This window comes from Sphingobium sp. WTD-1, from assembly GCF_030128825.1.
Lineage (GTDB): Bacteria > Pseudomonadota > Alphaproteobacteria > Sphingomonadales > Sphingomonadaceae > Sphingobium.
On sequence record NZ_CP119127.1, the window covers coordinates 4098022 to 4110606 of the forward strand.

The window sequence follows — 12585 nt, forward strand, 5'->3', positions numbered from 1 at the left end:
GCACCATCTGCCATCTTGCATGCCCCCATCTTGCATGACTACTGCGCATGGGCCAGACAGGCCGCAGAAGGCGGGGCGATCCCCGCACAGGGATGGAGACGAGAGCAAGTGGCCCGCAAATTCCTCTATATATTCGCCGGCCTGATCGTGCTGGTGCTTGCGATGCTGCTCGCCTACCGCGTCTGGGGTAGCCAGCTGATCCGCGCCGTGATGGTCCCGCGCGAAGCATTCCAGCCGCTCCAGCCCCTGCCCGCCAACGCCTATGACGATCCGAAAATGTGGATCGCCCGCCCCGACCTGAGCAAGGACAATCCCGCACTCTGGACGCCGCAGGGCGCGGCAAAGCTCGCGCCGCCCGCGCAGAAGGCCGCCGTCTTCTTCATCCACCCGACCAGCTATGTGACGCCGCTTGGCAATGCCCATTGGAATGCGCCGCTGGACGATGCGGAAAGCAATGCGACCGCGCGCCGCTTCGTGCTGAGCCAGGCCAGCGCCTTCAGCGCCGCCGGCAATGTCTGGGCGCCGCGCTATCGCCAGGCCAATTATGGCGCCTTCCTCACCACCGGGGCGGAGGGCGACCAGGCGCTCGCCGCCGCCTATCGTGACGTGACCCAGGCCTTCACCGCCTTCCTCAAGGCCAATCCCACCGGTCCGCTAATCCTCGCCGGCCACAGCCAGGGGTCACGCCATCTGCTGCAACTGGTGCGCGAACAGGTGGCGGGCAAGCCGGTCGCCGACCGGGTCGCCGCCATCTACGCCGTGGGCTGGCCGATCTCGGTCGAGGCTGACCTGCCTGCATTGGGCTTCCCCGCCTGCGCCAAGCGCGACCAGTCGCACTGCATCGTCAGCTGGCAAAGCTATGCCGAACCGGCCGATCCGTCCGCCGTGGTCGAAAGCTTCGAGCGCAAGCAGGGCCTCAATGGCCAGCCGCGCAAGGGCACGCACATGCTCTGCACCAATCCGATCACCGGCACCTTCAACGGCAATGCGCCCGCCAGCGCCAATATCGGCACGCTCGACGCCCGCGCCGCCGACAAGCCCGCCCATCTGGTCGCCGGTATCGTCCCTGCCCGCTGCGACACCAGCGGTGTCCTGATGATCGGCGAGCCGGTGGACATGGGGCCGTACACGCTGCCCGGCAATAATTATCACGTCTATGATTATAGCCTGTTCTGGGGCAATGTGCGCGACGACGCCCGCCAAAGGCTGGCCGCTTTCACCAAGACACACTGAGACGTAATGAAACTTGTCACGACTGACCGCGCACAATTTCGCGCAGCCCTGCCCGAGGGTGGCCGCCTGATCGGCATGGATGTGGGCACGAAGACGATCGGCCTGGCCCTGTGCGATGCGCAATGGTCGATCGCCAGCCCCGCCTACACCGTCAATCGCGGCAAGTTCAGCAAGGACAAGCCGGCGCTCGAAGCCTTCATGGCGCAGCAGCAGGTCAAGGGCATCGTCATCGGCCTGCCGCTCAATCTCGACGGCACCAACAGCCCGCGCAGCCAGGCCAGCCGCGCCTTCGCCCATAATGTCGCGGATATCGGCCTGCCGGTGCTGCTGTGGGACGAGCGTTGGTCGACCCAGGCCGTCACCCGCACCCTGCTGGAGGCCGACGCCAGCCGCGCCCGCCGCGACGAACTGGTCGACAAGCTCGCCGCCAGCTACATCCTCCAGGGCGCGATCGACGGCCTCGTCGCCGGGCTGGAATAGGCACGCCTGTCCTACAGCATGGCGCCCGGCTACATTCCCGGCGGCTCTTTCCTATCGTGACCCCACGCCGCTTTCCGATAGGATCAGCGGAACGTAACATCATGTCAGAATGTGCGGGAAATGTGCGAAGTTAAGCGCGCGATTTCCAACATTTACCCTGTCACGCACGCGCTGCCGGAGTTGCATATATCTGAAGTAACAGCGTTAAAGCGCCGTTTACGTGATCGCGCTCACGGATTGATCGTTGCGAAAGCGATATTCCCCGCCCTGCAGTCGAACGGAAAAGGGCGGACGGATCAATGACCGAAGGCAAGAGTCCGGAAGATATCTGGCACATCATCAGCGAACAGCGGCGCATGATGCGCGACCATTTTCGCCGTGATCCCACCAGCTACTCGGTGCGTCGGGAAATGTCGCGCCGGCAGATGGCGCAGAAGCGGGACGATCAGACGCAGGACGTCTGAGCGCCGTCCTCGAACGCCGCGATGATCGGGCATGGCCCTTCATCGGAGGCATGGCATTGCCGGGCCAGCCGCGTCAGCGCCGCCCGCGCCGCCTCCAGTTCCGCGATCTTCACATCCAGCGCCGCGATGCGATCGGCCGCCAGTTCGCGCGCCCGCTTGCGATCCTGCCCGGCATCGAGTTGCAGCAGTTCGCCAATCTGTTCCAGCGTGAAGCCCGCCGCCTGCGCCGACCGGATGAAGCGCAGCCGCCGCGCATCGCCCTCGCCATAGCGGCGCACGCTGCCCTCCGGCCGATCGGGCGCATCCAGCAGGCCGCGCCGCTGGTAGAAGCGCACCGTCTCCACCCCGACATCGCCCGCGCGGGCCAGTGCGGAAATTGTCATACTCATGCCTTGACTCCGTACCATGGTACAGACCCTATATGAGGGGCATCGCACTCGATACAAGCCTGACACAAGGACGATGCAATGCCCCAAGGACCGGAAAAGGTCGCTCAACTCTACCGTATGGTGATGCCCGGCCATGTCTGTCCCTATGGCCTGAAAGCGCGCTGGCTGCTGCGCCGCCATGGCTATCGGGTCGAGGATCACGCCCTTACCAGCCGAGCCGAGACCGACGCGTTCAAAGCGCAGCATGACGTGAAGACGACGCCGCAAATCTTCGTCGATGGCCGGCGGATCGGCGGCCATGACGATCTGCGCCGCTTCCTGGGCCTCAAGGTGCCGGTTCCCGGCGCGACCAGCTATGTGCCGGTGATGGCCGTCTTCGCCGTCGCCGCGCTGCTGGCGCTGGCGATCAACTGGCTGACCTTGGCGCCGCTGGTCGGCCTGCTGACGCTCGAACGGTTCATCGCCATCGCCATGATGCTGCTCGCCATGCTGAAGCTGCAGGATGTGGAGCGGTTCGCGACCATGTTCCTCAATTATGACCTGCTCGCCCGCCGCGTCATTCCCTATGGCCGCGTCTATCCCTTCCTGGAACTGGGCGCGGGCGCGCTGATGCTGACCGGCCTTGCCCCCTGGCTGTCGATCCCGATCGCCCTGTTCATCGGCGGCATCGGCGCCGTGTCGGTGTTCAAGGCGGTGTATATCGAGAAGCGCGAACTCAAATGCGCCTGCGTCGGCGGCAGCAGCAACGTGCCGCTCGGCTTCGTCTCGCTGACCGAGAATGTCATGATGGTCGCCATGGCACTTTGGATGGTCGCCGGCATCCATTGAGGCGGTTGGACGGGGAGGCTACTCCCCGTCCCGTCCGTAATCGTCGGGCAGGAACTGCACCCCGTCCGCCGTCGGCACCACCGTCAGATAGGTGAGATAGACCGGCACCGGCCGGGGCAGCGGCACATATTGTTCGGGCGCGTCACTGTCGGCCGTCGGCGTCTTGCCGAAGAACCAGCGGCCCAGACGCTGCGCATCCTCCAGCCGGACGCAACCATTGCTGAAATGCCGCACCGGCTTGGCGAACAGCGCCCGGTCGGGCGTGTCGTGCAGATAGATGCCCAGGTCATTGGGGAACATGAACTTGATCTTCCCCATGGCATTATTGCCGCCGGGCAGCTGGCGCACGCGCAATTCGCGCTGCCCCGATGCCACCGCCTGCCAGTCGATCTCGCTCTGGTTCAGCGTCTGCGCGCCGGCGGTCCAGTCACTCAGCGCCTCGTAGCGCATCTTCCTGAGCGTCGCCCCGTCCAGGATCTTGGGTGCGATCTTGCGCTCGACCAAGTCGGGCGGGACATTCCAATAGGGATTGAGCGTCGCATAGCGGATCATGCCCGCCATCATCGGCGTCTGGCTTTCCTTGGCGCCGGCCACGACCTTCATCGATCCGTCCAGTTCGCCGCCGCTATAATAATAGAGCCGCGCCGATGCCGCATCGACCTCGACATGCCGCACCCATGGACCGGGCAGCAATCGCGCCCGCTCCAGATTGAGTTGCAATATCCGGGCATAATAGCCCGGACCACGATTGAGCGCCTCGATCGTCTGGGTGCCGGCAATGCCGTCCGCGTCCAGTCCATGATCGGCCTGGAACTGCTTAACCTTAGCGGCCAGCGCCTTGTCATAATCGACCCCGTCGGCCAGCCCCAGCCGATGGCGCAGGATCGCGATCTCGCCGCTCGATCCGCCCGGCCGTAGCTTGATGTCGGTCGGCACGCTCACCGCCGGCAGGCCGCCCCAGCGCGTTTCATAGGCGCCGTTCGCTGCACGCAATTTCATGTAGAGCGGGCTCATCCAGCCCGCCTTCTCGACATAGGTCGCCAGCGACGGCGCCACCGCCGCCCCGCGCAGCACCTCCGCCGCATCGGGCGCCTGCGGCTCCACCTCGGGGTCGAGATAGCGCATCTTCACCGCCTTGGATGGGCGACGGACATCGGCGACATAGGCGGCAAGCGCCTTTGACAGGGCGACATCGACCCGCGCCAGCGCCTTGGGGTCGACCGAGGCATCGGCCTCCTTGATCGCCCGCAACAATCCCCTGGCATCATAGTCGCGCGGTCGCAGCCCGTCCTGATCGGCACTGTCGAGCAGCGCCAGCAACGCTTCCGCCGGTTCGGCGCGGACCTTGCCCTTATCGCTCCACAGCGGCCAATAGCCGCGCGTGCCATAGAAATCGCGCAGCTTTCCGCTCGCCGCCGACCGGATTTCAGCGGCCACGCTCGACCGTGCGGCGGTGTCGCTGGCGGCCGGCTGCGCAGCCGCCATCCCCGGCACGGAACCGGCGATCAGCATGGCGAGGATCAGGGAAACAGGATGTCGGGGGGCGCGGCGGAAATGCCGCGCCCGGAAAGGAAGATTGCTCAGCCGCGTTCTCCGGAACGGGGCGGTGCCGGCGGCGGCGGGGGCGGCGGACAGGGCGGCCCCTGGACCGGGTGATAGATGCCGTCCGACGTATAATAGCCGTCGACATAGCCATCGCCATTGCGGTCTGCGGCCACCGTGCCGGCAATCGCGCCCGGCCCGAGCGGCGGCGCGCTGGTCACCGGCGCATCATTTTTCGAGCAGGCGCTCAGCGCCAGCAGGCTAACGGCGACCAGCGCCATTGTCTGGATCTTCATATCATCTCCCTGTGCGCCACGATCCTGTCGCAACGCCAATTGGACCCACTGCCGGGATGCAGTGCGACGACAACGGTTCAGGGGCGAAATGGAATCCATTACCCTTGTGCAATGACGGCAGGACGTGCCTCAAGCGCGCCCAGCCGTTAGGCATATGGAATCAGTCGCGGACCCAGTCGGCCGAAGCGATGCCCTGCGCATAGAGCAGCACCGACAGGTCGCCATGGACGATCTCGGCCGCTGCCGCTTCGCGGGTCTTGGGCTTGGCATGATAGGCGACGCCCAGCCCGGCCCCCTCGATCATCGGAATGTCATTGGCGCCATCGCCCACCGCCAGCGTCAGCGCACGGTCGATGCCCCCGTCGATCGCAGATTCCAGTTCGGTGCGCTTGCGCGCGGCATCGACGATCGGCACGGTGACGGTGCCGAGCAGCGCGCCATCGGCGATCTCCAGCACATTGGCGACATGGACGTCGAAGCCGATTTCCGCCGCCACCGGTCCGGTGAAGCGGGTGAATCCGCCAGAAACCAGCAGGGTGCGTGCGCCCCGCGCCTTCATCGTGCGCACCAGTTCGCGCGCGCCACCCATGATCACCACCCGCTCCTCGCGACACTGGTCGATCGCGCTGTCGGGCAGGCCCTTCAGCAGGGCGACCCGGCCATGCAGCGCGCCTTCGAAATCCAGCTCGCCGCGCATCGCCCGTTCGGTGATCTCGGCAATCTGCGGCTTGATCCCGGCATAGTCGGCCAGTTCGTCGATGCACTCGACCGTGATCATGGTCGAATCCATGTCGGCGATCAGCAGCTTCTTCTCGCGGCCCGCCGCCATCTGCACGATCACGTCGACCCGGTCGCCAATATCGGTCAGCGCCGCACGGGCAGTGACAGGATCGCTGCCGAAGAAAATATCGGCCGCCTTGCCCTCGTCCAGCCAGACGCTATCGACCGGGGCGCAGCCGGCAGAGGCCAGCCGTCCGGCCGCTTCGGCAATATCCGCCTGTTTCAGGGTCTCAACTGCCACTAAGGTCGCGACGAACATGAACACTCCCGCACATATGCCGGGCGAATCCCGCCCACCGGTCGCGCTTATTGCCGGGCCGACCGCCAGCGGCAAGAGCGCGCTCGCCGTCCGCCTGGCCCAGATCGCCGACGGCGTCGTCATCAATGCCGATGCCAGCCAGGTCTATGCCGACCTGGCGATCCTGTCTGCCCGCCCTTCGCAAGCGGAAATGGGTGGCGTGCCCCATCGCCTGTTCGGCCATATCGACGGAGCGGAAGCCTGCTCCGCTGCGCGCTGGGCGGCCGAGGCCAGGGCGGAGATCGACGCGGCCCATGAAGCCGGCAAGCTGCCCGTGCTGGTCGGCGGCACCGGCCTTTATATACGGACCTTGCTCGACGGCATCGCACCGGTGCCGGAAATAGACGCCGACATCCGCGCCGCCGTCCGCGCCATGCCGGTGGCGCAGGCGCATGAAGCGCTGCGCAGCGAAGACCCGGAAGCCGCCGCCCGCCTCGCTCCGGCCGACACCACCCGCGTCGCCCGCGCGCTGGAAGTGGTGCGATCGACCGGCAAGCCGCTGAAGATATGGCAGCAGCACAAGCAGGGCGGCATCGCCGACCGCATCAGCCTGTCGCCGATGATCCTGCTGCCGCCGCGCGACTGGCTGATCGAGCGCTGCGACCGGCGGTTCGCGCTGATGGTCGATCAGGGCGCCGTTGCCGAGGTGGAGGCGCTGCTGCCCCGCAACCTCAATCCCGACCTGCCGGTGATGCGGGCGATCGGCGTGCCGGAAATCGCCGCCTGGCTCAAAGGTGACATCGATCGTGACACGATGATGGCGCGTGGCCAGCTCGCCACGCGCCAATATGCCAAACGCCAATATACCTGGTTCTCCAACCAGCCGCCGCAGAACTGGCATCGCGAAATGCGACCGATTGATGCTGAAATTGCCAATGAATTAGCAATTAAATTACAACAATAGGGGTTGACCACGCATTTTATGTCCTCTAGACGCTGGCGCCTTGCCAATGCGGGCGCGACGGCGCAGACCCGCGAGCCAGCATCTTAAAAAAGAGGAGTTTCATCGTGGCCGAAAAGAGCGGCGCGGACATTTTGGTCGAGTGCCTGGTTGATCTGGGCGTCGAAGTTGTGTTCGGCTATCCGGGCGGCGCCGTGCTGCCCATCTATGACGCGCTCTATAATCACCCCACGATCAAGCATGTCCTAGTGCGCCACGAGCAGGGCGCGACCCACATGGCGGAGGGCTATGCCCGTTCGACCGGCAAGCCCGGCGTCGTCCTGGTCACGTCCGGTCCGGGCGCGACCAATGCCGTCACCGGCATCACCGACGCGCTGCTGGATTCGATCCCGATGATCGTCATCACGGGTCAGGTGCCCACGCAACTGATCGGCACCGACGCCTTCCAGGAAGCGGACACGGTCGGCATCACGCGCCACTGCACCAAGCATAATTATCTGGTGAAGGATCCGGCCAAGCTGGCCGGCGTCGTCCATGAGGCGTTCCATATCGCCACCACCGGCCGCCCCGGCCCGGTCGTCGTCGACATTCCCAAAAATGTCCAGATCGCGACCGCGCCCTATGCCCGGCCGGAGCTCAAGGTCCATGCCAGCTATCATCCGCAGACCAAGGCGGATGCCGCCGCGATCGACACGGCGGTCGAGATGCTGGCCGCGGCGGAACGGCCGATCTTCTACACCGGCGGCGGCGTCATCAATTCGGGTCCGCAGGCCAGCGCGCTGCTGCGCGAACTGGCGGCGATGACCGGCGCACCCGTCACCTCGACCCTGATGGGCCTGGGTGCCTTTCCCGCTTCGTCCGACCAGTGGGTCGGCATGCTGGGCATGCACGGCACCTATGAAGCCAATTGGGCGATGAACCAGGCGGACCTGATCCTCTGCATCGGCGCGCGTTTCGACGATCGCGTCACCGGCCGGCTGGACGCCTTCGCGCCCAACAGCCGCAAGGTGCATATCGATATCGACCGCAGTTCGATCAACAAGATCGTCGATGTCGATGTCGCGGTCGTCGCCGATGTCGGCAGCGCGCTGGAGGACATGATCGCCCTGTGGAAGCAGCGCGGCCATGAAAAGGCGGACCTGTCCCCCTGGTGGGCGCGGATCGCCGAATGGCGTGCCAAGAAGAGCCTGTCCTACCCCGAAAGCGGCAGCGAGATTATGCCGCAAAAGGCGATCGCGGACCTCTACAAGGCGACCCGCGCGACCGGCAAGGACATCATCATCACCACCGAAGTCGGCCAGCACCAGATGTGGGCGGCCCAGCATTTCGGCTTTGAAGACCCCAATAAATGGCTGACCTCGGGCGGCCTGGGCACGATGGGCTATGGCTTCCCCGCCGCCATCGGCGCGCAGATGGGTAACCCCGACAGCATCAGCATCTGCATCGCTGGCGACGCCTCGATCCAGATGAACATCCAGGAAATGGGGACGGCCAGCCAGTATCGCCTGCCGGTCAAGATCTTCATCCTGAACAATGAATATATGGGCATGGTCCGCCAGTGGCAGGAACTGACCTATGAAAGCCGCTATTCCAACAGCTATTCGGACAGCCTGCCCGACTTCGTGAAGCTGGGTGAAGCCTATGGCTGGACCGGCATCCGCATCGAAGGGCCGCAGGAACTGGAGGCCGGCATCCGCCAGATGCTGGAAACCGACGGCCCCGTGATCGTCGACTGCCGCGTGGCAAAGCTGTCCAACTGTTTCCCGATGATCCCGTCGGGGGCGGCCCATACCGAAATGCTGCTCGATCCCAACCAGATCGAAGGCGTCATGTCGGACGAGGCAAAGGCACTGGTGTGACCACCCCCGCCAAGGTCCGCATTTTCGTGACCGAACCCTGGGATTTCGAACGGATCACAGGCACGACCGAACTCACCGGCTGGACCAGCGACCATGCTGATCCCGACAATGAGGAATGGGAAGTGCATCTGGATAGCGGGTTCGAATATCATGGCCTGCAGGTCGATCGGCTGCTGGCCGGCCCACGCTATGTGGGCGAACATCTCCTGCGGATGTTCGACGCGGTAACGGCCTTTCCCGTCCGCCTCGCCCACCCGCAGGACGATGATTGGCACTATGCCTTTATCGGCATGATCTCGCCGCGCCCCGAGCGCGAAGAAATGGAAGACGGGAACAGCATCTGATGCATATCCACGAAGAACAGAGCGAGCGGCACGTCCTGTCGCTGACGGTGTCGAACGAGGCGGGCATCCTGGCCCGCATCGCCGGCCTGTTCACCGCGCGCGGCTATAATATCGACAGCCTGACCGTGGCCGACATTACCGACGACCATGCGATCAGCCGCATCACCATCGTCACCAACGGCCCGCCCAAGGTGATCGACCAGATCATCGCCCAGCTCGACCGGCTGGTGCCGGTCCACAAGGTCACCGACCTGACCGATGCCGGCCCGTTCGTCGAGCGCGAACTGGCGCTGGTCAAGGTCGCCGGCACCGGCGAGGACCGGATCGAGGCGCTGCGCCTGGCCGACGTGTTCCGTGCCAAGGTGGTCGACACCACGATCGAGAGCTTCATCTTCGAGATCACCGGCACGACCGAGAAGATCGACAATTTCGTCGGCCTGATGCGCCAGATCGGCCTGGTCGAGGTCGGTCGCACCGGCGTAGCCGGCCTGATCCGCGGCAAGGAGCCGGCCTGACATTCCATTCCGCGCTGCCGCAAGCAGCGTTCCGTTCCACCACTATTGTCTAACGCCCCCTGCATGGGGGGACGAGAAGGAGTTTTCCAATGAAGGTTTATTACGATCGCGACGCAGACATCGGCCTGATCAAGGGCAAGAAGGTCGCCATATTGGGCTACGGCTCGCAGGGCCACGCCCATGCGCAGAATCTGCGCGACTCCGGCGTTGCCGAAGTCGCCATCGCCCTGCGCCCCGGTTCGCCCAGCGCCAAGAAGGCCGAAGGCGCCGGTTTCAAGGTGCTGCCGAACAAGGAAGCCGCCCAGTGGGCCGACGTGCTGATGATCCTGGCGCCCGACGAGCATCAGGCCGCCATCTATGAAGCCGACATCAAGGGCAATCTGCGCCCCGGCGCCGCGCTCGCCTTCGCCCATGGCCTGAACATCCATTTCGGCCTGATCGAAGTCCCCGCCGACATCGACGTCATCATGATCGCCCCCAAGGGGCCGGGCCACACCGTGCGCGGCGAATATCAGCGCGGCGGCGGCGTGCCCTGCCTGATCGCTGTCCATCAGGACGCGACCGGCAACGCCCATGACATCGCCCTTTCCTACGCCTCGGGCGTTGGCGGCGGCCGCTCGGGCATCATCGAGACCAACTTCCGCGAGGAATGCGAAACCGACCTGTTCGGCGAGCAGGCCGTTCTGTGCGGCGGCGCCACCGCGCTGGTCCAGGCCGGTTTCGAAACCCTGGTCGAAGCCGGCTACGCCCCGGAAATGGCCTATTTCGAGTGCCTGCACGAACTGAAGCTGATCGTCGACCTGATGTATGAAGGCGGCATCGCCGACATGCGCTACTCGATCTCGAACACCGCCGAATATGGCGACATCAAGACCGGCCCTCGCATCATCACCGAAGAAACCAAGAAGGAAATGAAGCGCGTTCTGGCCGACATCCAGTCGGGCCGCTTCGTCAAGGACTTCATCCTCGACAACCGCGCCGGTCAGCCCGAACTCAAGGCCAGCCGCAAGCAGGCTGCCGCCCACCAGATCGAAAAGACCGGTTCGCAGCTGCGCGCCATGATGCCCTGGATCGGCGCCAACAAGCTGGTCAACAAGGACAAGAACTAAGCCGACAGCAGCCCCTCCCTGAAAAGGGAGGGGAGAAATAGCGGCAAACCGGAACGATCCGTTTCCGGTTACGCCTCTGGAACAATCGAGGGACGTGGCATATTCTGTGCCGCGTCCCTTGAATGCTTTTGGAGAGCGTTTCCCATGCGCAAATATCTGATCTCTGCCGCTGCCCTGATCGCGGTCGCCGGCGGCACTGTCGTCATCGCCCAGGCCCCGATGGCCGTCCCCGGCAGCAAGGATGTCGCCAAGGTCACCGGCGGCACCTATAGCGTCGAACCCAGCCACACCCAGGTCGTCTTCGCCTATGACCATATGGGCTTCACCAACAATATGGGCGTCATCACCCAGCCGACCGGCACGCTGACGCTGAACAAGGCCAACCTCTCGGCTTCGAAGGTGTCGATCACCCTGCCGATCGCCAACCTCACCACCGGCATTCCGGCGCTGAACGAGCATCTCGCCAAGCCCGAATTTTTCGACGCCGCCAAGTTCCCGACCGCGACCTTCGTGTCGACCGGCGTGAAGCCCGACGGCGCGACCGGCGCGGACATCACCGGGAACCTGACCATCAAGGGCATCACCAAGCCGGTGACGCTGGACGCCGAATTCTACGGCGCCGGTGCGAACCCGATGAACAAGAAGGAAAATGTCGGCTTCGTCGCGACCGGCACGATCAAGCGCAGCGATTTCGGCATGGGCGGCTTCGTCCCCGTCGTCGGCGACAATGTCGAACTGAAGATCATCGTCGCCTTCCAGAAGTGATGCGATGATCCCCCGCCCGGCCCGCGTGATCCTGCTTCTGAGCCTGATCGCGTGCGGGCCGGCGGTGGCCAGCCCGGATGGCGGCCCTGCGCTCTATGCGCCGGGCCGCTATGTCGTGGATGGCGCAGCAACCAGGGTCCACTTCCATGTGAAGGCCCTGGTTGGCGGCTATGAAGGCGATTTCACTCAGCCTGAGGGTATGGTGGTGATCGATCCCGCTCGGCCCGAGCGGGCCGACGTCGACATTAGCTTCCCGGTCGAGAAGATGGGCACTGGCGATGCTTCGACCGACTCCATGCTGAAAGGCGACAGCTTTTTCGACATGGCCCATTTTCCGACCGTTCGCTTTACCGCCAGGGACGCGCCACTGGCCGGCAGCGACGGCGCGACGATCATTCCGGGCGAACTCACCATGCACGGCCAGACCCGCGCAGTCGCCCTGTCCGTCCGCCTGACCGGCGTCACGCCCGACGAAGCCCCCGGTATCGCCACGCTCCATTTCACCGGCAGCATGAGCGTCGAGCGCAGCCATTATGGCATGGGCTTTGGCCGCCCCTTCGTGTCGGACAAGGTCGACCTGACCATCGACGCAATTTTCCGTCGCGCCTGACGCCCCTTTCGCAAGAAACGGCTTTACGCTCCCCCTGTCCGCGTTTATGGGGACAGCATCATGCAGAGCGTCGCGCTTCTTACCCTGCTACGACTTACACGCCCTTAGGCGTGGCTTTTGTGCTGCCTTCCGGCTAAGGGCAGCGTCGATCCGCCTAAGGGCATTCATCACA

At 64.7% G+C, this 12585-nt stretch carries 15 protein-coding genes; 11 read left to right on the plus strand and 4 right to left on the minus strand.

From position 1 onward, the window contains the following. The first annotated feature begins 108 nt into the window (after window positions 1-108). The 3 genes from N6H05_RS20320 (at window position 109) to N6H05_RS20330 (ending at window position 2177) form a co-directional block, all read left to right on the plus strand. Entirely contained in the window at window positions 109-1233 is a 1125-nt protein-coding gene (locus tag N6H05_RS20320; protein ID WP_284111416.1) for a DUF3089 domain-containing protein, read from the plus strand. A 6-nt stretch (window positions 1234-1239) separates the two neighbouring features. Beyond that, window positions 1240-1713 carry a Holliday junction resolvase RuvX gene (ruvX, locus tag N6H05_RS20325; RefSeq protein WP_161730360.1) on the plus strand — a complete coding sequence of 158 codons (474 nt, stop codon included), beginning with the start codon at window positions 1240-1242 and terminating at the stop codon, window positions 1711-1713. Between the two features lie 299 nt (window positions 1714-2012). Then, complete coding sequence (locus N6H05_RS20330) at window positions 2013-2177, plus strand: transporter (RefSeq protein ID WP_284111417.1); 165 nt, start codon at window positions 2013-2015, stop codon at window positions 2175-2177. Here N6H05_RS20330 and N6H05_RS20335 read toward each other — a convergent pair. Further along, complete coding sequence (locus tag N6H05_RS20335) at window positions 2159-2566, minus strand: MerR family transcriptional regulator (RefSeq protein ID WP_284111418.1); 408 nt, start codon at window positions 2564-2566, stop codon at window positions 2159-2161. The two genes, N6H05_RS20330 and N6H05_RS20335, sit on opposite strands and share 19 nt — an antisense overlap. A 78-nt stretch (window positions 2567-2644) precedes the next feature. Here N6H05_RS20335 and N6H05_RS20340 point away from each other — a divergent pair, with 78 nt between their 5' ends. Beyond that, window positions 2645-3394, plus strand: a complete 750-nt coding sequence (locus N6H05_RS20340; protein WP_284111419.1) for a MauE/DoxX family redox-associated membrane protein — start codon at window positions 2645-2647, stop codon at window positions 3392-3394. 18 nt (window positions 3395-3412) lie between these two features. Here N6H05_RS20340 and N6H05_RS20345 read toward each other — a convergent pair whose 3' ends face one another. The 3 genes from N6H05_RS20345 to serB form a co-directional block, all read right to left on the minus strand. Next, window positions 3413-4906, minus strand: coding sequence for a L,D-transpeptidase family protein (locus N6H05_RS20345; RefSeq protein ID WP_284111420.1), 1494 nt, complete (start codon window positions 4904-4906; stop codon window positions 3413-3415). A gap of 68 nt (window positions 4907-4974) precedes the next feature. Further along, window positions 4975-5232, minus strand: a complete 258-nt coding sequence (locus N6H05_RS20350) for a hypothetical protein (protein ID WP_284111421.1) — start codon at window positions 5230-5232, stop codon at window positions 4975-4977. A gap of 160 nt (window positions 5233-5392) precedes the next feature. Next, window positions 5393-6271: a phosphoserine phosphatase SerB gene (serB, locus tag N6H05_RS20355; protein WP_284111422.1), complete on the minus strand. Its 879-nt coding sequence runs from the start codon at window positions 6269-6271 to the stop codon at window positions 5393-5395. Here serB and miaA point away from each other — a divergent pair. The 7 genes from miaA (at window position 6270) to N6H05_RS20390 (ending at window position 12413) form a co-directional block, all read left to right on the plus strand. Next, window positions 6270-7214: a tRNA (adenosine(37)-N6)-dimethylallyltransferase MiaA gene (gene miaA / locus N6H05_RS20360; RefSeq protein ID WP_284111423.1), complete on the plus strand. Its 945-nt coding sequence runs from the start codon at window positions 6270-6272 to the stop codon at window positions 7212-7214. The two genes, serB and miaA, sit on opposite strands and share 2 nt — an antisense overlap. Window positions 7215-7318: 104 nt before the next feature. Beyond that, window positions 7319-9070 carry an acetolactate synthase 3 large subunit gene (locus N6H05_RS20365; protein WP_284111424.1) on the plus strand — a complete coding sequence of 584 codons (1752 nt, stop codon included), beginning with the start codon at window positions 7319-7321 and terminating at the stop codon, window positions 9068-9070. Next, entirely contained in the window at window positions 9067-9414 is a 348-nt protein-coding gene (locus N6H05_RS20370; protein ID WP_010337168.1) for a hypothetical protein, read from the plus strand. The genes N6H05_RS20365 and N6H05_RS20370 overlap by 4 nt, the downstream gene beginning before the upstream one ends. After that, window positions 9414-9929 (plus strand): acetolactate synthase small subunit, encoded by a 516-nt coding sequence (ilvN, locus tag N6H05_RS20375; RefSeq protein ID WP_004211828.1) that lies wholly within the window; start codon window positions 9414-9416, stop codon window positions 9927-9929. The genes N6H05_RS20370 and ilvN overlap by 1 nt, the downstream gene beginning before the upstream one ends. An 89-nt stretch (window positions 9930-10018) precedes the next feature. Then, entirely contained in the window at window positions 10019-11038 is a 1020-nt protein-coding gene (gene ilvC / locus N6H05_RS20380; protein WP_004211826.1) for a ketol-acid reductoisomerase, read from the plus strand. A 144-nt stretch (window positions 11039-11182) separates the two neighbouring features. Then, window positions 11183-11803: a YceI family protein gene (locus N6H05_RS20385; RefSeq protein WP_284111425.1), complete on the plus strand. Its 621-nt coding sequence runs from the start codon at window positions 11183-11185 to the stop codon at window positions 11801-11803. Window positions 11804-11807: 4 nt separating this feature from the next. Then, the gene (locus N6H05_RS20390) at window positions 11808-12413 is read left to right on the plus strand and encodes a YceI family protein (RefSeq protein ID WP_284111426.1); all 606 of its coding nucleotides are present in this window, start codon (window positions 11808-11810) and stop codon (window positions 12411-12413) included. Window positions 12414-12585: the final 172 nt, after the last annotated feature.

Excerpts from the sequence above, each read along its gene's own strand:
- ruvX (WP_161730360.1), top strand. The coding sequence starts at position 1,240 with ATGAAACTTGTCACGACTGACCGCGCACAATTTCGCGCAGCCCTGCCC.
- N6H05_RS20330 (WP_284111417.1), top strand. The coding sequence starts at position 2,013 with ATGACCGAAGGCAAGAGTCCGGAAGATATCTGGCACATCATCAGCGAA.
- N6H05_RS20335 (WP_284111418.1), bottom strand. The coding sequence starts at position 2,566 with ATGAGTATGACAATTTCCGCACTGGCCCGCGCGGGCGATGTCGGGGTG.
- N6H05_RS20340 (WP_284111419.1), top strand. The coding sequence starts at position 2,645 with ATGCCCCAAGGACCGGAAAAGGTCGCTCAACTCTACCGTATGGTGATG.
- N6H05_RS20345 (WP_284111420.1), bottom strand. The coding sequence starts at position 4,906 with ATGCTGATCGCCGGTTCCGTGCCGGGGATGGCGGCTGCGCAGCCGGCC.
- N6H05_RS20350 (WP_284111421.1), bottom strand. The coding sequence starts at position 5,232 with ATGAAGATCCAGACAATGGCGCTGGTCGCCGTTAGCCTGCTGGCGCTG.
- miaA (WP_284111423.1), top strand. The coding sequence starts at position 6,270 with ATGAACACTCCCGCACATATGCCGGGCGAATCCCGCCCACCGGTCGCG.
- serB (WP_284111422.1), bottom strand. The coding sequence starts at position 6,271 with ATGTTCGTCGCGACCTTAGTGGCAGTTGAGACCCTGAAACAGGCGGAT.
- ilvN (WP_004211828.1), top strand. The coding sequence starts at position 9,414 with ATGCATATCCACGAAGAACAGAGCGAGCGGCACGTCCTGTCGCTGACG.
- ilvC (WP_004211826.1), top strand. The coding sequence starts at position 10,019 with ATGAAGGTTTATTACGATCGCGACGCAGACATCGGCCTGATCAAGGGC.
- N6H05_RS20385 (WP_284111425.1), top strand. The coding sequence starts at position 11,183 with ATGCGCAAATATCTGATCTCTGCCGCTGCCCTGATCGCGGTCGCCGGC.
- N6H05_RS20390 (WP_284111426.1), top strand. The coding sequence starts at position 11,808 with ATGATCCCCCGCCCGGCCCGCGTGATCCTGCTTCTGAGCCTGATCGCG.